General features: G+C 60.4%; 9 protein-coding genes and 1 pseudogene. 6 read left to right on the top strand and 4 right to left on the bottom strand.

Annotated features, from left to right (window positions below; all coding sequences use genetic code 11):
• Positions 1-1,003: 1,003 nt before the first annotated feature.
• Together fxsT and OOZ63_RS10415 are read right to left on the bottom strand one after the other, a co-directional pair.
• On the bottom strand, positions 1,004-3,874 hold the full coding sequence (gene fxsT / locus OOZ63_RS10410; protein ID WP_266005382.1) for an FxSxx-COOH system tetratricopeptide repeat protein: 2,871 nt from the start codon (positions 3,872-3,874) through the stop codon (positions 1,004-1,006).
• A complete protein-coding gene (locus OOZ63_RS10415) occupies positions 3,871-4,932 on the bottom strand; it encodes a hypothetical protein (RefSeq protein ID WP_266005383.1) in 1,062 nt (353 codons plus the stop codon). Before OOZ63_RS10415 ends, fxsT begins: the two co-directional genes overlap by 4 nt.
• Before the next feature lie 265 nt (positions 4,933-5,197).
• Between OOZ63_RS10415 and OOZ63_RS10420 the strand changes: the two are divergent.
• The 6 genes and pseudogenes from OOZ63_RS10420 to OOZ63_RS10445 all read left to right on the top strand — a co-directional run.
• A pseudogene (locus OOZ63_RS10420) lies at positions 5,198-6,383 on the top strand (IS3 family transposase); the annotation flags it as partial.
• 623 nt (positions 6,384-7,006) lie between these two features.
• On the top strand, positions 7,007-8,173 hold the full coding sequence (locus OOZ63_RS10425; protein ID WP_266005384.1) for a patatin-like phospholipase family protein: 1,167 nt from the start codon (positions 7,007-7,009) through the stop codon (positions 8,171-8,173).
• Positions 8,174-8,312: 139 nt separating this feature from the next.
• On the top strand, positions 8,313-10,793 hold the full coding sequence (locus OOZ63_RS10430; protein WP_266005385.1) for an AAA family ATPase: 2,481 nt from the start codon (positions 8,313-8,315) through the stop codon (positions 10,791-10,793).
• Positions 10,794-10,796: 3 nt separating this feature from the next.
• Complete coding sequence (locus tag OOZ63_RS10435) at positions 10,797-13,454, top strand: trypsin-like peptidase domain-containing protein (protein ID WP_266005386.1); 2,658 nt, start codon at positions 10,797-10,799, stop codon at positions 13,452-13,454.
• Complete coding sequence (locus OOZ63_RS10440) at positions 13,451-15,844, top strand: hypothetical protein (protein WP_266005387.1); 2,394 nt, start codon at positions 13,451-13,453, stop codon at positions 15,842-15,844. The genes OOZ63_RS10435 and OOZ63_RS10440 overlap by 4 nt, the downstream gene beginning before the upstream one ends.
• 1 nt (position 15,845) lies before the next feature.
• Complete coding sequence (locus OOZ63_RS10445; protein WP_266005388.1) at positions 15,846-16,955, top strand: ComEC/Rec2 family competence protein; 1,110 nt, start codon at positions 15,846-15,848, stop codon at positions 16,953-16,955.
• A gap of 287 nt (positions 16,956-17,242) precedes the next feature.
• On the opposite strand, the gene OOZ63_RS10450 is transcribed toward OOZ63_RS10445, so the two are convergent.
• A complete protein-coding gene (locus OOZ63_RS10450; protein WP_266005389.1) occupies positions 17,243-18,262 on the bottom strand; it encodes a hypothetical protein in 1,020 nt (339 codons plus the stop codon).
• A 586-nt stretch (positions 18,263-18,848) separates the two neighbouring features.
• Positions 18,849-19,148 (bottom strand): hypothetical protein, encoded by a 300-nt coding sequence (locus OOZ63_RS10455; RefSeq protein WP_266005390.1) that lies wholly within the window; start codon positions 19,146-19,148, stop codon positions 18,849-18,851.
• Between the last annotated feature and the right edge of the window lie 4 nt (positions 19,149-19,152).

Below are 19,152 nucleotides of genomic sequence, written 5' to 3' on the forward strand. Positions count from 1 at the left end.
GCCGTTCCCGGATCATCTTCACCACTTGAAGCTTGAACGCGGGCTCCATATTCCGGCGTTGTCGGCGTTGCTTCTTCTCTGTCATGCTCGTCTTGGTCTCAGGGGCTACAAGCCCTCATCGCGCTGTCCGATTTAATTGGACCACGACACACCTCTAAGCCAAAGACCCACACCCTCGTGGGTTGCTCCCTAGTCAGGCCCTCCGCAGCATCCATCGCCGCGAGGGCACCGAGATGAGCTTGAGGGTGCTGGCCTACAGCTTCAAGCGCTTGCTAGCATCCTCGGCGTCGCGAAAGCCAAAGGGCAATGAGACTGCTGGGGGCATGAGGCCCTTCTCTATTGCCGCTGCCCGTCGAGCGTGAGCCCATAACGAGTGGTTATGGCACCCCGGACATGCACACCAACCCGCAAGGCCCGATTGACCGCGCCAAGCTGGACACGCAGCGCTTCAACCGATGACCGTAAGCGGCTGCCCAAGTCACCTTGAGATGACTGCGTCGGGAGGCCAGCATCGCGTCCATGGTGAACTTGGTACGCATGGCGGATGCAAGCTGGGCGATGCAGCAGCGGCCATCTCGCGCTGGCTAAGCGTGGCTTTTTGGGCAGGGATTGTTTTCGGCCGGTCCGCAGCCACGGCCATGTGCCGTCGCCACTCGCCTCCGTCTAGCTCAAAGCCAAGTCTTTCCAAGGGGTGAGATAGACGCCGCTCAGCTGATCTCGGGCTGACTGCTAGTTGGCTCTTCGTCGTTTACCACTTTGGCTCGGCGGGGAAGTTGATTACCTCCCTGCAAAGCAGTGCCGAGGTTAGGCATGTGGTTACGACTCTAATTGCCAGGAACACAGAGTCGGCTGACGCCCGAGGTCTATTGATCGTTGCGGGTAGTGGTCGGACCATTACTGTGGACCGGGTCAAAGCCGAAGTTCGCTTGCGTCATGGCAGCCATGTTCCTCGACGCGCACCCAGAGCACCCGTCGGATTGACCACAGGTTTTGCAGAATGACCCTATCTGCCACTTGCGCCCCGCGCCGCAGAGCCGGCCTCAGGTGGGCCTGGATGTACCCAGAACCGGACATCGGTGAACAGCTCGTTGGTCCACCACGGAACAGCGGGAGCACCGTACTTGTAGTTCTTTGCTCCCGCCTGGCTTTGCACAGGCGACACCACGCCGTCAGATCCCCGGATCGCGCGGGCTTCGCTGCTTTCGGGCACAACCAGTGTCATGTGCCCCGCCTTCCCATCCTCGCGGCGGCGTGCGCAGATCAGCGCGATGCGGCCGTCATTGGCTTGAATCTGCAGATCGTCGACCCTCTGCACGGATCGCCAACCGAATGAGTTCCCGTGCTCCACGAGCCACCGACACAGGTCATTGGCCCGCATCTCCTTCACAGTACTTCCCAACTTTGCATCCGGTTTGATCCCTTTATGCAGAGACATTATGGCGGGGCTAGTCCACCACACCCGCGGGATGTATGCCCCCGCCTGCCAAGCATAGTCATGGGCATACACGTTTGGGAAACCGCTCGAATTGGTCTGCCTGTAGCGCGCGCTGTTCTCCACATCGAGCCAGTCAAGTATCTTCCGCAACGCGGCAATCCTGTCGGCAGCACTTCCCGCAGCATGCTTCAGCGGCCCAGGCATGGACGGCTCATCGAGAGGAAGGATGATCTTCCGTTCGCTGCGAAGCACCTGCTGCCCCTCCCGGCGAGTCAGCATCGCCGCAGGCAGAACAGTACCCCTGGTGGGTGAGTAGTCGACGTCGCTGGCTTTGGTGACCGGAGGCGGTGGGACGACGTCGACATCGCGCTGGGCCAGCGTCGGCGCGCCGACGTCGCTGGCTTTCGTGACGAGAGACGGTGGGTCGTCCCGATTCAGCCATCCGTACAAGGCAACCGCTACTGCTAGCACGATGACGATGAGGGCCATCGAATTGAACGTTGTCGTCCTTCGCCAGACGCTTCGGACTAGAGCCTGCCAAGCCGGGAACAGCTTCGATGACCAGCCCGAATCGGCTTGCTTCGGAAGCAACGGTACGTTCTCGAGGCCAGGGTCGGTGACGTCATGCAGATCGATGTGATGCGGATACTGGATCTCGTGCGCCGCGTCCGAGTACGTCTTGTGGTCTTCGAGTGACAGCCGCTCCTTGACCACGACTTGAACGAGTCGATGGACAGACAAGGTCTCCGGGGTCGCATTGATCAGCGAGAAGCTTCGCAAAACAGCAACCGCATCATTCAGATGCAGTTCATCCGACAACAGGTCCCGGAGCTGGTCAGGCACCGTCGATAGGCTTGCACCCACGAGTCTTGACCGAGTCACTTCGTCCGGCGGAAGGAACGCCATTAGTTGCAAGAGCGCCACGGCTTCGTGCGATCGCTCCTGCACAGCCTCGAGCGACAGCTTCCAGATGGTCGATATCGCTGTCTTGGCCGAGCTCCCGATCAGGTCCTGTCCCAGGTCACGCAGAAGATCACAGTAGCGTCGAATGCTGACCTGCGACTCCTCCACGTATGCAGCGGCCTGCTCAAGGGCAAGCGGCAGGTTCCCGAGGCGATCCGCGAGTTCGGCGGCGTCGGGATCGTTCGGCCTTCCTGTTCGTTGCCTGAGGTACTGCACCGATTCCTCGACCGACCAGACGGGCAGCGAAAGCGTTGCGGCGACACTGCCCCAGGATGAGAAGCGGGAGGTGATGAGGACGTGGCCACGATTGCTCACCGGCAGAAGGTTCCGGATGTCGTCCGGCTTCTCCACATTGTCAAAGACCAGCAGCCAGCCACGGTTGGATTCCAAGCAGCGCCGGAGTGCTGCAAGGCTCGCGGCGACAGGCTGCCCCTCGTGCTGGCCGGGCTCGAGCTTCTTGTAGAGCTCGAGCAAGTCGGCCTCGCGCGATGCCCTAGTCTCTGATTTCACCCACCAGACAATCTGGTAGTCATGCTCATGCCGGTGCGCGTATTCGAGCGCGAGCTGAGTCTTCCCAATCCCGCCGAGGCCGGCGATCGCCTGGGCTACCACGATCGGCCGGTCGACCGCCAGGTCCGAGTGGATCTTGGTGAGCCAGTCGTCCCGGCCGGCAAACTGGACGTTACGCGTCGGAAGGTTTGTGATCCGCGAAGATGCGTGGACGCTGGACCACGCATCACCAGATCCCGTGGTCCGCTCGAGCAGATGCGGTCCCGACGGCAATCCCTCGATCCTTGGCAGGAGAAGCTCGTGAAGCCTCTTGGGTTCGGGAGGCCACTCGAGCTGCTGCATCGACTCCAGGGCCAGGCCCCCAACAGTCACTTCACCCAAGGACGCGAATGCTCCGGCAGCCGAGGCGTGGTGGAAGAATTGCTGGCGCCGCCCCTTCCCGCTGCCCCCCACCAGCTTCTCGTGGCCCGGCTGCTCCCGGATTTCGGCACAAGTATCGAAGACTCCGATCTGCAGCGGCGGCGCGCTGTCATCGCGCAGGTACTGCAGCAGCGAGTCGACTTCCCAGGAGTGGAGGTTCTTGGGGTCAAGCGAGTCGGCGTGGATCAAGAAGCGGTCTCGGCCGTGCATCACCCCGTGGCCGGTCCAAAGCAGGAGCAGAACGTCGGCGCGTGGACCGCTGATCACGACCTTCAGCGACTGGTGCAGTGCCACCGCCCCGGCCTGGGCCGCCATCACCGGGTTCAGCAGCGACGGCCGCAGCGCCTCGAGCCGCCGGCCTTCATCGGAGTCATGCGGCGCACTGACATTCATCAGCAGCCGCGTGCCTGGCTTGTCCTTCAGCCACTCGGCCCAAGCCAGCGCAGTCCGCGATATTGGCGCCCGGTGGTCCAGTGGACTCTGCTTGCCATCGGTCCCCGACGTGTGGCGCTCGACCGCGACGATCCAGGCCAGGACTGAGGTCACGCGGTACCGCTGCCAAGGAAATCGGCCACCGCGGGCCAGACGTCCCTGCGGTTGCCGAAGTAGGCACTGTGCGACTCAGGAAACGGCTCGCCGTTGTCCACGCGCAGGTCCTGAACGTATCCCGGGAATATGCCGGTCGCAGGGTAGGACAGCATGTCGCTCTCGTCGTAGATGTTGAGCCAGCGCTGGGGGAAGAACGACGGCAACGACGTACCGAACCTGAGCGAGACCAGCGCGTCGATCTCGTAAAAAAATGCCGCCTGAGAGCCCACGGTGATCAAGGCGTCGATCGGACGGGCCCCGAGCGCCAGCCAGTCAACGGCAGCGATACCTCCCAGACTGTGGGCCAGCAGCACGCGGGCTCCGGACTGGTTTACGCGACTTCCAATGAGCCCGCGAACCTCTTCGCCCCTAGCTTGGTACCGCAGGATGTCCCCGGCTGCCGGACCCGCAAGATCCGTTAAGCTGCCACGGCGACGCCTCACGTAGCCGGTCATCCGATCGAGCAGCCAATCGGTGATTCCGCCGCCTGCAGGCCCACCAAGGGGAGCCAGCAGGGAACCCTCCAACGAATCTCGGTCCTTGGCCGCCAGCTCTGGCTGCATGTGCTCCCTCAATCGGCCCTGGAACGCAGCGACCAAGGCGCGCGCCATCATCGCACTGGCGGAAGCTTCAGAGAGAGTGAGTGCGACGACGACGGCTTGCCACTCTGGATCGCGCTTCACGTCCCCGACAAATTCAGCCCAGTCACCTTCCAAGTCGAGCGGAGCGAGCACCGAGCGCAGCGAGGCATCGGCATCCAGGCATTCCAAGCGCGCCCAGATCGCCGCACCCGGCGGACCGCCGAGGTAGGACTCCTCCGGAGCGACCCGCAGTTCAAGTAGGGGATCGTCGGCGAGCAGCATCCACCGAGCTCGCTGCTTTGCATCCAGCGCAGCGGAGGCGTCCCCGCTACGGGCATAACTCGGCACCGAGGCGCCGCGCTTGTTCAGCGTCGCTCCGAAGGCGTCGCCCCAAGCGCATGGCTGCAGGTCCCAACTCGGAAGGTACTCGCCCATGCAGGCCCTGATTAACCCCAGCGACGATTCGGCGCGAGCCTGTCGGACACCGGTGCCGTGAATGAACAGTATTGTTGAAGGCAAAGGGGGTGCTCCGGCTGGTAATGAGATGATGTTTTTCCATGCGTACGTTGTCAAGCACGTCACGTCAGCGGACGCGCGACCGTGCGGTAGTTTTCTGAAGCAGAGGAGCGGCGCAGAATGACCTTGTCCCCGAAAAACGTCTCCCTTGCTGAGTGGTCCAATCCAAGCAAGAGGAAACGAAATGACGAAGCCAAAGACGAGCACGACCAGGGCGCGATACACGCTGGAATTCAAGCAAGAGGCAGTTCGCTTGGTTGAGGGCGGGCAGAGCATCGCGGCGGCGGCCAGCACGCTGGGCCTGGTGGATCAGGCGCTGTTCAACTGGGTGAGGGCCAGCCGAGCGGGCAATCTCAGTGGCGCGGACAGCAAGGTTTTGACTCCCGAGCAGATGGAGATCGCGCGGCTGCGAGCGGAGCTGGCGCGAGTGAAGATGGAGCGCGACATCTTGGGAAAAGGGACGGCGTACTTCGCAAAAGCGTCGAACTGAAGTACGCCTTCATCCAAGGACACAAGAAGGTGTGGCCAATCTCGGTGCAATGCCGGGTGCTGGAGGCGAGCGTGGCGGGACATCACGAGCACTTCGTGCGCCGCGCCAGCGCAGCTCAGAAGCGTCATCTGAGCGACGATGCGCTGCTGGTGCACATCAAGGCCATCCACGCCGAGAGCCGAGGTGGCTATGGCCGGCCGCGAGTCTGAAAAGAGCTGCTCGCGCGAGGCATTCGCGTGGGCAATGATCGGGTTCAAAAGCTCATGCAACTGCATGCCATTCGATGCAAGGGCAAGAAGCGATTCAAGGTCACGACCGACAGCAATCACACGCTGCCGATCTCGCCCGATCTGCTCAACCGCGAGTTCTCGGTGAGCGTGCCGGACAAGGTCTGGGCGGGCGACATCACCTACATCGCCACCGACGAAGGTTGGCTGTTCTGGCAGTCGTGATCGATCTGTACAGCCGCCATTTCGTGGGCTGGTCACTGCAAGAAGCCATGACGCGCGGCATCGTCATTGACGCGCTGCGCATGGCCTGGTTCAAGCGGCACCCAGACAAGCAAAATGGACTGATCTTCCATAGCGACAGGGGCAGTCAATTTGCCAGCAACGACTTTAGGGACGTGCTGAAGGAGTACGGCATCACGAGCTCGATGAGTCGCAAGGGGGACCGCTGGGTCAATGCCTGTAACGAGACGCTGTTCGGCTCACTGAAGGTCGGGCGACTGCACGGGCAGCGCTTCAAAATCAGGCGCCAGGCCAAAGACGAAATCATGCCTTGGCTGCTCTGGTACAACAGCGCTCGGCTGCACTCGACGCCGGGCTACATCAGCCCGATGCAGTTCGAGAAAAACCGGCTTGCGGCGTGGTCCGACAAGTCACATCGCCGCTCGGTGATGGGATACAGAATCCGAGGCCAAGGTCATACCTGTTGGCAAAAGACGAACCAAAGGCGAGCAAGAGCTCGACTAGTTGATTCGACATTGTCGGGTCGTTCTTGCGAGATACATCCCCAGAATTGAGGGTGAGAAACTCGCGCTGAGGCGGCAAAGTCTGCAAAGGATGGTGACCGCGTCCGAGTGGAGGGCGTCTGGTACTGCAAGTTGGAGTTTCGTTCAACCTTTGCTAGCTCTCGATATCAGTATCTCTGCGGTTTTACAAATGAAGTTGATGTGACGTAGGGCAGACCGAAGTCCGAATTGGACTTGCGCGAGACCGATCGTGAGCAACTGAGCAATTGATAACGTGCACCACGCAGATAAGCCCGTCGCAGGCATTGGCGCCCCGGGTGAGCATCGTTGTGACCCGTGCTAGCGGCGTGGACATAAGATTGCGGCCAACTAGCTGCGAGTGACGTCGCACACGGTGTTGAGGTTGGGAACACGGTTCGTCGAGAATATCTGGCGTGAACCAGGATCCAAGCGCCAAGCCAATGTCTGCATGAACAGTGCGCCGGGATACATCGACTACTTCCACCATGGAACCGGTCAAAGGAGCGCTCATGCCCGACAAGCTCGATATGGGTCTCTGCCTCTCTGGCGGAGGCTACCGCGCAATGCTCTTCAGTCCAGGCAGTCTCTGGCGCCTCAACGAACTCGGCTGGCTCCGCAAGCTTGACGTAGTCTCGAGTGTTTCTGGCGGATCGATCTGCAACGGTGTGCTGGCGACGCGCTGGAAGGATCTCGAGTGGACTGGCGATGGCGCGGATGGCGTCGCGACGAACTTCGTGCCGCTAATCGTCGCGCCCCTTCGCTCCATGGGAGGCAAGAACCTTGATGTTTTTGCGGGGATCGAAGGCCTGCTCTCCATATTCAGTACAGTTTTCGACAAGTTGATCCAACGGTACGACGAGCACCTTTTCCACCAAGCCCGGCTCGCCGACATTCCGTCTTTCGAGAGGGATAAGACGCCACGCTTCATTTTTTACGCGACGAGCCTGCAGACTGACTCGTCGGCGCGGGTCGAGAAGAAGCGCATGGCGGACCATCGCATCGGCGAAATTCCGAACCCGGACCACTCGGTTGCGCGGGCCGTGTGCGCCTCTTCCGCGTTCCCGCCCGTGCTTTCACCTGTAGAGGTCGAAGTTGACGCGGCACTTTGGAGGGAATTTCCAGAGGTGCCGGTGTCGTTCGCCAGCAGGCAGGACCTTAAGTCCCGCCTGTTGCTGGCCGATGGGGGCATGTACGACAACATGGGCCTTGAAGCCGTCTGGGATGGCTGCAGCACTGTGCTGGTCTCCGATGCGGGCGCCCCACTCAAAATCGACGCCGAGCCGCCGACGGACTGGACGCGCCAGGCGATCCGCGTGTTGGATATCGTCACAGACCAGACGCGGGCGCTGCGCAAGCGGTGGCTAAAGCAGCAATCCCGGTCGGCGCAGGCGGCTCCAAGCGAAGATGCCGTGCCCCCGCCAAAGAAGGCAGGCTCGTACTGGGGCATCACCACGCACATCGACGCATACGGCCTAGCCGATGCACTCGCAAAGGACAACAAGTCGACGCGTGAACTACAGGCAGTTCGAACGCGCTTGAACGAGTCAACGAGCGTCGAGCAAGGGCGTTTGATCAACTGGGGCTATGCGCTGGCCGATGCGGGCATGCGCGCGCACTTCATCGCCGGAAGGCCATATCCAGCGCCCGCTTGGCCCGTGCCAGCGCACTCTTTATAGTTGTTTCGGCTCCTCGGAGCGAGGACAACGCCGCCTTCCTTGCGTCACATATGTGTAGGTAGCAAAACTCAGTAGCAGCGGCCACCCGAGCGGTGTTACATACAAATATCGAGCATCCAGATTGGCAAGGAGATAGTCAATGGACAGGTCGATTGATCAACTGTTAGATAACGTCGATTGGGAAGGCATGAAGGATGGCCTCACCGCATCGGCCCTAGGCGATCAATGTCCAGTCGACGTCGTTTTGCAGCAACTCGGATCAAGCATTGCCGGAGCGCCCGCACAAGAACTAGTTGACGCGATCGAACGCAAGCTCGACTCAGTGTTCCTGGGCTCTGGCATTGAACGTTGCCGACGAATCGTTCGGCACATTCCGTCTTCTTCGGATCACATCCTGAAGACAGTCTACTTTCGGCGAACGGAATACCTGGCGACCAAAGCCCTCGCGGACTCACACCCGGTCATCCTGGCTACCACCGTGGAAACGGAGAGATTCGTCCAAGCGATTCATCGCCATTGCGAGCGGGAGCCCAAACGCGACCTCTGGATCTGGCGTGGTGCGGCGGGCAAGTCGAGCTTTGAGAGAGCAGTCGACACCCGCGACGGCAAGCAATTTCAATTCAGCTTCGCACTGATGTCAGAACAGACGGACCCTGACGAAGCTGCGACCATGGCTGAACTTGTCATGAAGCAGGGCGTCCTCCAGGACCACCGAAAGCGTTGGTTCCGGTTCGGTGGAGGTACAACGAGTCGCGACTTGATCTACCACTGGCGCGAAGAGCCAGGCAAGGTGCAGATCGTGGTGGATGACAGGGATGGACGAAGTGCGCCAAACCAAGCCATCCTCAACCGCATCCACAATGAAATCCGCAAGGCGATGGCGGGAGAGACCAGCCAAGAGGTCAGTTCATTCATCGCGGCGATCTATCAGGTGGCACGGCTTCCCGCAAACGCCGTGTGCCTTATCCCGGATGCTCACCATTTTCTCCGAGATAACCCACTTGGCGGAAGGTTCGAGGCCATAGGTGCGCTGAAGCAGGCGTATCACGACTTGATTAAGCGAGACGGTGGACAGAAGCTTTACCTCCTCGCTGCTGATGCGGAGTTGCCGGACGACCTTCGGGAAGAACTGAATCGAATCGATCTACCGTTGCCTGGTCGCCTCGAGTTGTTCGTCAGCATGCGAGATGTCTTGATCCCGCGCTATCTCCCCGACAGCATCGAGGGAGACCAAGTGCTCGGGGAACTGTGTGAGGAAGCCGCGGGCATGACTCTTGGGGAGACAAGAGCGGTCCTCAAGAGAGCGATACAGGAAGATGCTGACAACGTCACATCGGCGGAACTGATGCGCGCGCTGCGCGGAGCAAAGAAGCGCCACGTTGCGAGAAGTGCGGCCCTTCAATTGCTTGAACCTGAGCGGGCAATACAGCTAGGCGGGATGGAGTGCTTCGACGAGTGGCTCCATACGAGGTATCCGGCCTTCTCTGCCCCGGAACGAGCCCGTTCCTCGGGCATAGATCGACTCCCGCGCGGAGTGCTCTTGCTCGGAATTCCAGGGTCTGGAAAAAGCCTCGCAGCAAAGGTAACTGCGCATCGCTGGAATCTGCCCCTCGTGCGCATGGATCTGAGCTCACTGCGCCACAAGTGGGTAGGCTCAAGTGAGGCCCGGGCCAGACAGGCTCTGAAGGTCGTCGAGGCGATGGCGCCCTGCGTGCTTTGGATTGACGAAATCGATAAGGGTCTCGCCAGTTCCGCCAACACGAGTTCCAGCACGAGCGACCTGAACATCAAGGGGCTGTTCCTGACTTGGATGCAGGAGAACCGATATCCCGTCTTCGTTGTAGCGACGGCGAACCAGTACAACTCCCTTCCTCCAGAAGTCACGAGAGCGGGCCGATTCGATGCGCGCTTCTTCTTCGGATGTCCTGGAAAGAACGGCCGCAGAGTAATTCTGAAGGGGCATCTCCGCAATCGCGGGTATGACCCGGACCAGTTTGACATCGATGCAGTTGTCGAACGTACACACGGTTTCACCGGAGCCGAGATCGAGCAGGTTGTGCTCGACTCCCTCTACATCGCTTTCGCGAAAGGTGGCTCCGTGGGCAGCAGCGACCTCCTGGACAACGCCAACGCCATCAAGCCCTTGATCAAGTCGGCGGGCTCCGAACTCAACGAAATCTGGAAGTTGGTGGAGCAAGGACGTGTGCAGCCTGCCTCAGATGACATGCTCACGCTCGGCGAGGTTGCGGCACTAACCGATCCCTACCTGTACCGTCCGGTCTACTGCCAGTTGGAGAAGATCGAAGGCTTCGAGAAGCAGTGTGCGGCTGCTGCACGGATTCTCATGCGATCGCCCTTCGCCGCACCTGCGGCGGCGGTCATGGAGACCGCAGACCCGGAGTGGATCTACATCCAGACCAATATCACCCGGAATCCTCGCGATGTCGGCCACTTCAAGCTTCTGGACCGTTTCGAGACGATTCAACTAAACACAGTCGTCGACTCCCTGGTTGGCGACTACGCGCTTGAAACCATCTACTTCGAATCCGTCGAGACCAAGAAACGCTTCGAAGAGAGTGCAACGCTCTCGGCTTACGCCGACATCTTCGCCGACGCCTGAGTCATGCCCATACGTCTGTTGCAGCACGAGGAACCGGTTGAAAGAGGGCTGTTCTTCTTTCAGGATGGTCCATATCCAATTGCCGATCCGTCGATCGAGAAGGCCACGGGGATGGCTTTCCTCGTGCATGAAGACGGCGTCGTCATAACCTGCAGCCATGTTCTTCTGCATCTGAACGTCATGCCCGGCGAGGTCGTGACGCTGCATCACGTATGGCGCGATACGCCGGTATCGATCGATGCCATGGTCCTGGACCGCGGATGGCATGGTCCGGACTGGCAGTCGCTGATTGATCATCCTTCGCGAGATGACCGCGATTGGCTTCGGGATAGCCAGTTGAAGCCAGAAACATTCAAGGAGGACTGCGCGTTATTGAGGCTGCTTCCCGACACCGCCAGGTGGGACTATTCGCGAGGTTCTTCAGCGACCCAAGGAGACGCATCCCTTGCGTTTCTCGAAGACGTTCGCTTGCTACCGCTAGGATTCCCCGGGTACCAGCACGCCTCCAACGCCCCTTGCACCGCGTGGAACGTCGAGTACCAAGAGATGGCGGCGCGCTCAGCTCTGCATCCGGTTGCGTTCCGGGGCCAGGGCCATCCACGCAAGGACAACCGCTTCGACGGCAAGAGCATCGGGCCCGGACACAGCGGCGGCCCGGTCTGGGACGATGAGCGCCGCCTGGTCGTCGGCATGATCCGGGGAGCGGGGGCGTCCGATGATGCTGGATCTGTGCAGGCGGTCGATTCCCGGTGGATCAGCGCTATCGCTGAAAGCCCGCTCCACCTCGATCTCGAAGCACAGCAGATAAGACAACTCTGCCATCAGGTTGCGCAACAGAACGCGACGCTCAGCTACCTCTCGCTGCTGCAAGCGGCTCTTCCCACCAACTTGCTTCCATTGCGTGCCGTCAGGCTCAACCGGGACCAGGACGCCCTTCAGCGGCACTCGGCTCGTGACTCCAGTGAAGATGCGCTGACGGCGGTCGTTCGGAGCCTGGACACAGCTCCGGCTGTCCTCGTTGTAGGCGGCGCCGGGAGCGGTAAGTCGACACTCCTGTACCAAGTCGCGATGCATCTATTGCGCGTCCAGGACCGGCCCATACTGCCGGTGCTGGTGAGCGCAAGCGCCTTCTTGGCTGCTGGTTGCGATATCGCGCAGGTCCTCGGAGCAACTGACGAGGCAGCCAAGCGAGTGCGCCGATCGATCAGGCACAACGGCCTCCATTTGATCCTCCTGATCGATGCGCTCGACGAAGTCGACGTCAGGAAGCGTGCCGAGTTGTTCGCGCGTGTCGGCGCTCTCGGCTTCTCGGTGCAGACCGTGTTCTCCAGCCGGCCATTTGAAGACTTTCTTGGAGCGAGATTTCTTGAGATCCCGTGCTTTTCCCTCCAGCCGCTCGCAGAGGATGAGGTTCAGTCACTCGCCTCGCAGCACATCCCGGACGCGCATGCTTTGGAGAGGTTCAGGAGGCAGGTTGCGGATGTCGAGTGGGAGGACGCCGCGCCGCTTCCTCTGCAGGTCGTGATGGCGCTCTACGCGTACCAAGCCGATCTCCTGGATGTCAAGCGCCCCATGGATCTGACGTTCCTGCTTAGCGAACACCTCGTACGTGCGGCATTTGAACTTGGTAGCCCTGGTCAAGGCATATCAGAGGGGAATCGCTTCCTCCTTATAGCTCGGCAGGTCGCGCTAAGCTCCATAAAGGGCGCAAACACCCGAGCCGAGTTCATTGCGTGTGCAGAGGCGATCCCTCCAGCTTTCGGTGGATCGGCGGGGGGGCGTTGGCTGCAGACGGCGAGCAGTGCGGGCTTGATCACCTTTCAAGGAACCAATGACAGCGCCCTGGTGGTTTGGCCCCACCGCACGATTGCCGAAGGCCTTGCTGCGCAAGCGGTCGCAGATCAAGCGGCAACAAACGCTGCGATCGCTACGCAAGAGTTCTCTGAAGCGCTAAGACGCCAGGGTCGAACATTCGCCATCATGATCCTCGCGGCCCTGGACCGCAGTGTCGTTGGGCGGCCCCTCGCCCAGGTCTGCATGCGCCGATATCTTGGCAACGGTGTTTCTGACTACAAGTCGACGCTGACAGCGGTCCAGATTCTCGGATCTGGAATCACCCTGGACGAAGATCTCCGCGAGAGGTTCGTGGCCTTGCTCGTCGTTCTCCTGCTGATGCCCCCGGGCCAGCGCGTAGGCACGAGCACCTGCGCCGAGCTCTACTCGCCTGATCGCTTGCCGGATCCGGTAGCCATAGCGCGTCGGGAGCATGTCAGGCCCCACGTACTGGCATTCATGAACAAGCGTCTAGGCCGAAAGCAAAGGGGCATGGGGATACCGGTCCCGATCAGCCCGCGTGAGGACATGCTGCTGTCAAGACTAGAAATGATGGGACAACTATCGGTCCCCATCCAACACGGCAAGACTTTCGCACCAGCAACTACCTCGCGCCGTCGCTCGGCGCCTCCCGAGTCATCGGGGCCTGGCGATGAAGGCGCCTACGCAGCCCTGATGCTCCGGACCGCAATCGAGCGCCTGCAGTCGGATGCGACAGGATTTTTGTCGGGGTTGGTTCAACATGCAAAGGCAATGCCGGGTGAAGCCGCGGAAGTCGTGGTCGGGAGCTACATCCAAGGCTTCCTCTCGAGGCAGGAGTCGCAATGAGCGACGAGCACCGAGCGAATTGGGTTGATGCCGTATTGGAACGCCTCTTGGCCGGCACCAGGGCGCATGAGGACCAGGCCACGCTCGCATCTTTCGCCGCTCAAGTCCGTGCCTACTGCACTCCGCTAGCTGCGCACGCGGTTCTGCGATCCGAACCACCCACGCCGATCGCGATGGGCATTCTCGCTGCCACGCTCCGAGGAACATTCGGTCCGGGAGCGGCGCCGGAACAGATCATTCGTCAGCTTTACGGCAATGACGCCAACCTGCTGGTGACCGCGTTCGGGTATGTCTCCCCTGCAGTCGGATCAGTTGAGGATCGCGCGTGCGCAATGTTGGTGGTGTGCTCGGTTCTTCGGCACACCGGCGCTTGGCCCGCCAGGCAACTGCTCGATGCGCAGACTCGCGCGCCGAATGTCCTGGGCTGGAGTGGCATGGCTTCATTGTTCGCATACTGCGATCTGGCGTCCCTCTGCGAGGCGCTCGAGCCAAGGGTATTGGTGGCTAACTCAAGCAGCCGGACCCAACTTGCCGAGTTCGTGATGAGCATTGCCGCCGCCGTTGCAATGACCAAAAAGGATCTCGTCAATCGCGCAGATATGAAGAAGGCGCTTGACGAAGACATCCTGCGCAGTCCACGAGGTTCTGGTACCTCCGTCACGAACTTTAGCTACAGAGCTCGAATCGGTACGCGGCGGCGTTCTGCGGGCGATGACTCGAACGACGCTTCGCTAGCTCGGTTTCTTCAACAACAGGCCTTCTGTTTTGAGCCTCATGCCGTTCCTGCCCAAGGTGGCTTCCGGGCGGACTCACCGTGTGCCATCGACATCCGGGTTGGCCCAGCTGAGGAGGCATGGAATTCGTTGCCATGCGCTTTTCCCGATCACCTTCTGCCTCCAGGCGAGTTATCAACCCTAACGGTATGGCTGAGCGAGCCCACCTACATTCGTGCCGGCGTGCAAGGCAGCCTGAAGATTGCACCGCATGGCCCGAGCAGCACTTGCCGACTGACATTCACTTCCGGTCCAGCGGGAAACTTCGATGGCCGCCTAACGTTGCTGCACAACGGTAGAGTCCTGCAGACAGCACGCCTGCTAGGCAAGGTCTTGGGCTTGAATGAGCGCCCATTGCCGGACGGCACGCCGCATCTCGAAGAGCACGTCGTTGTTAGCCACCGCCTGAGCAGCCTTGATGCATCCAACGGATTCGACCTGGCCCTCGTCGCGAGTTGCGATAGCCAGGACGCCGCCGGCGCCGCCGTCTATCGCGGCGAGCAAACGCAGATCACTGCCCTCGCTGCCGCTGCTGCGATCGGGAGGGACATTCACGACGCACTGAGCAAGGCGGCCCGCATCGGCGTGGACATGCAGGATGGCCTCGAGAGTGAACCCGGTCGTGAACTCATCGTCATCCTGGCTCGTCAGGGCCATCTGCTGGGCATGAGTCTCTTCGGCAGTGGATTCGAGCGGCGCGACCAGGAAGGGATATCGAAGAGTCATCGTATTCAACTCGTTGATTCACGTGCCGACGGCGTCCTGCCGCTCGAGTTCGTCTACGACCATCCATCTCCCGCCGACTGCGCGAAGCCCTGCCCCAACTGGAAAGCAGCCATTCAGGGTGGCGATTGCCCTGGCACCTGCCCGCTCGCTACGTCAGACCACAGTGCGGCGCATGTCTGTCCGATGGGCTTCTGGGGCCTATCCAAGATCATCGAGCGTCACAAGTTCGACAGGACCAAGGTCACTCCTGGGGTCGCCACGCTCCTCGCAGAACACTCGCCTGCATCTGGAAGGATCAAGCTCCGTGGGAACGTAGTGATGGCGTTCAGCAATCGAGTGACGGCCGAACCGCGCAGGCAGGTGCAGGATGCGCTCGGCAAGTACACCTTGGTCACTGCCCACATACTAACGTCTTGGGAAGAATGGAGAGCCGTGGTCAGCAAGACCAATCCGCCGCTCATCGTCGGCCTGGTTCACGCAGACAGCAATGGGAGAGAGGCCACGCTCGAGATCGAGGGTACTACCTTGTCCATCGTGGACCTGACCCGCGGGCATGTCACATCAGGCGCAACGACTGCGATAGCGCCGGTCGTGCTCTTGATCGGCTGCGACATCGCCCAAGCGCTTGCTGATTTCGGCGCGTATGTCATGACATTTCGCTTGCGCGGCGCAGCGGTCGTCGTGGCTACCATGTCAACGCTCTACGGGAAGCAGGCGGCTGCCGCGGCGTCCCGGTTGACGGACACGATGTTCAGCAACCCGGACGGCCTCACCACGATTGGCAAGGCGCTACGCGATACGCGCCAGCAAGCCCTGCTTCACGGCGAACTCCTGTCGCTAAGCCTGCTCGCCTACGGTGATGCCGACTGGGAACTTGAGACACGGGGGTAAGGTGCAGTTCGACATCCACATGCTTCCGGCAAAGCACGGTGACGCGCTGTGGATCGAGTATGGCGACGGAACCAAACGGCGCCGCGTCCTTGTCGATGCCGGGCCGATCAACGCATGGCAGGCGATCTCCGCACATCTGGACAAGCTGCCCGACGACGATCGGAATGTGGAGCTACTGGTTATCACGCATGTCGATACGGACCATATCGAAGGGGTCATCCGTTTGCTTGCGCCGCCGGTTGCAAAGTGGCTCATCCAACCCCAAGAGATTTGGTTCAATGGTTACGAGCACATGCGCTCAGGCGAAAGGCCACTTGGGGGCAAGCATGGCGAGTTCCTCAGCGCGCTGCTGCATCGACGTAATGCTGCGTCCTGGAACAAGGCCTTCAAGGGCGAGGCGGTCATGCTGCCCGATAGCGGTTGCCTGATCGAGATACCGCTGGCAGACGGAATGAAGTTGACTCTGCTTTCCCCGAATCGAAGCAAGTTACTAGAAATGGCGACGCAATGGGAGAGGGACGTCGCGGCGTGGGAGGCCGATCCCGGTGACCTTGAGTCGGGCTGGGAAGAGTTGGTCAAGACCACGAAGTACCACGGTAGCGAGTTGTCTCTGGGACCCGAGGACATCACCGACAAACTTCAGAAGCAACTGAGGGGGCACGATGGATCGAAGGCCAATGGCAGCAGCATCGCATTCCTCGCGTCCTATCGTGGCCGCACATGCCTGTTTCTGGCAGATGCGCATGCCGACATTGTTTGCGACTCCATCCGAAAGATGCTCGTCGATGGGCAGGCTTTCCTTAAGGTTGATGCAGTCAAGGTCTCGCATCACGGCAGCCGCAACAACATCACCTCTGAATTCATGGAACTGGTCGACGCAGACCACTGGCTAATTAGCACGAACGGCGACGTCCACGGACTCCCCAATGAGGCCGCCATCGAAGCCATCATCGTTGGCGCACGCAGCAAGCCGACCCTCTGGTTTAACTATCGCAGTAAATTCACCGAGCCTTTCGAGAGAGACGCCCGCCACGGAGTTGAGTTCCAGACCCGTTACCCAGGAGACGGCCAAGAAGGACTTCGTTTAAGCCTTTTCACCCCAGAACAGTGAGATTTCTTTCCGGCAGTGGAGGTCAATCCGACGACACTGCCGGCATGGGCATCGATACAAATTACGGTGGTTGACTGCTAGGCCGCATGAATGCTGGGTTCTGCACTCAGCCGTCTGCGCCTTGGACTCAAATTTGGACTCAAGTACCGCGTGTTGTTTACCAAGCGGCCTGAGTAGTGGCTTCTGTTTGGGCCGACGGTAGTGCTCCTGGTTGACGGGCTTCGCTGCCGTGACGCCAGTATGGCAAGGAGGAGAGCAGGTCACATCGCCCGCTCGCCTACCAGTGATCAATGATCAATCGGGCATTGCTGGCCGACAGGCTTTGAACAGGTCCAGATGTACCGATAGTCCCGCTCCTCCGTCAACTTGAGTGTCAGCGAGCTGTTGTGATCCGAGAGGTCAAGCTTGAACGCGTCTGCCCGGAATCGATAGACATTCGAGCTCACCGGGCTTCCCCAAGTGGGGTTCTCGAAGCGGCGCGGCGCTTCATCAATCTGCAAGGACAGCGCTCTTCCGTTCAGGAAGTAGGCCGCGTTGCTAGCAAGGTAGCTCTTGACCGAAGGAGCCCCGCCGCCAGGATGAATGGGAGTCCACGCCGAGTAGGCTGAAGCGACTTTGCTCAAGCCATCATTGACCAGCCCGATCGCCCCAGAGAGGATCTGAGCCGGTACCTTTTTCAGTGCGGCATTCAAGCCATCAATCGCGTAGTCGACAGCTATTTTTTCGATTAAGTTTCCAACAATTGGCAAGAAGTGCAAATTCGACTCGCACGACACCATGCTGTAGCTCGCGTCCGTAGTAGCGGTCGAGGAATTTTCATCGACTTGGAGCGTGTAGGGGTTGTACCGGATCGTGGTTTGCGTCCCGGACAGGCTGATTAAGGCCGTGCAATCAACCGTCACTACACCACCGAGGAACGACTTGGGCACTCGCAGCCAACCGTCAAAGTACGTGATCGTCGCCTTCGCCTCCTGACCAGCGGCACTGCCGCTCAAGGCGATCCGCATGGGGCCCGAAAGGGCTTGCGGCGTAAACGTACCGCCGAGGGCATTGGCCTGCCTATTCAATGCCGCGCCAAGACTTGCTTGCACCTGATCCCTCACGCCATAGAACGATTCGGCGACAGCCCGCAGGCCAGTTGTGGGTGGCACGTTGGGGTTGATGGGCTGCACCTCCGTCACGGCCGGGTAGTTCGAGTATTGGACCGATGCAGTCATGTCCCCTCGGACAAAACTGATCTGATACTCGGCACTGGCGCCGCCGGTTGCGCAGCACAACGCCAGAAATGCCAATCGTCTTTTCTTCATTTCATCTCCCTAGCTTATTCAAGGTCTGGGCGGTCTTTTGCCTGAAGCGCGTCACCTCGCCGCCCGGTAAGGCACGCATTCGAAAGACTAGCCAACTACAGCAATTGCAGGCCGGAAGAGCAAGATAAGGGTCGGCCCTCCAAAGTGAACATGGTCAAGCCTGACCCCCACGATCTAGCGCCGCTCTGTGTAGCAGTAAGTTGTGATCTTCGCGGCACTCAGACATCGGCTGAAACTGACTCACTCACCCTGCGGAGAGGTGTAGCGCGGCATATCCGCAACACTGGTGTTTCCAGACTCCTCCTAGGGCCAGGTCTTGACTACAGATTAGGACCTGATGATGAACCGTGATCCACTACGCCCCGAGGGGCCACGGTGGGCGGTAAGCAGTCGGACGAACCGGCTGCAATGTCTTTGCGAGACCGATCTTGCCAGAGCCCCAGGCGGCCACACAAGTGGCCGGGCAGCGTTGCGGGATGTCTTGACGTCGGGCAGGTGACCACGGCTGTGGTCAGGCAATAGGCAAGACCTGGTACCGGGCCTTGCGAGGACCAGGGCGGCAAGAAGATCGGTGGTCGGGCACGGCTCAAGGCTTTGCCGCAGCATCACGGAGGCGCCGGTAAGTGATGAGAGCGGTGGCAAGCATGATGACCGCGAAGGACACCAGGATCGCGTCGTGGTTGCGAAGCGCTTTCGCAAGATGCCCCGCCGCGAAGCCGTAGCCGATCATCAGCACCAAGCCAAGCACGTACACAACCCACTGTGACGCTCGCCCGGGGCTGTGGTCGCTGGATTCGGTGAGACGAACAAGCACCCGGCCTGCAAACACACCAACAAAGATGTGAAGAGCGAGGCCAAGTACGGCGAGAACAAGAATGCTGTCCATCGTG

The sequence above is a fragment of the Paucibacter sp. PLA-PC-4 genome, assembly GCF_026241155.1.
In the GTDB taxonomy this organism is placed as follows: domain Bacteria; phylum Pseudomonadota; class Gammaproteobacteria; order Burkholderiales; family Burkholderiaceae_C; genus Roseateles_E.